Source organism: Bradyrhizobium sp. Kon69 (assembly GCF_055807515.1).
Genome location: NZ_JBVVOS010000208.1, coordinates 1 through 331, shown reverse-complemented (window position 1 = coordinate 331; position 331 = coordinate 1). Strand labels below are relative to the sequence as shown.

The following is a 331-nucleotide window of genomic DNA, read 5'->3' as shown; positions in this document are numbered from 1 at the left end:
ACCAGTTGCTGTTCAACCTCGCTGACGCGACCTTCCACCCGAAACTGGGCGACGCCCTGTTCAAGACCCTGCTCGGCACCCGCGTGATCGACGCAGCCCTGCCACCCCTGGCGGCCTCGCCGGATTCGCCGTGGTGGAACGGCACGCGAGCGGCCACCGTCAAGCTGGCCTGGGACAACAGCCTGCTGGAGGGGGCCGTCACCGGCAATGTGCGGTATTGCTTCGATGTCTGCCTGTTTGAAATCTGGCTCGCCTGGACATTTGTGCAACCGCTGTCGGTACTCGATCATCGAGAGTTGATCAACACCCGCAAGATGATTGCTCAGCACGC

1 protein-coding gene is annotated in these 331 nt (G+C 62.5%); it reads left to right on the top strand.

What is annotated here, in order from left to right; translation table 11 throughout:
* The coding region (locus AC0L3U_RS38860) for a hypothetical protein (RefSeq protein ID WP_473365036.1) at positions 1-331 on the top strand (331 nt) is incomplete at both ends.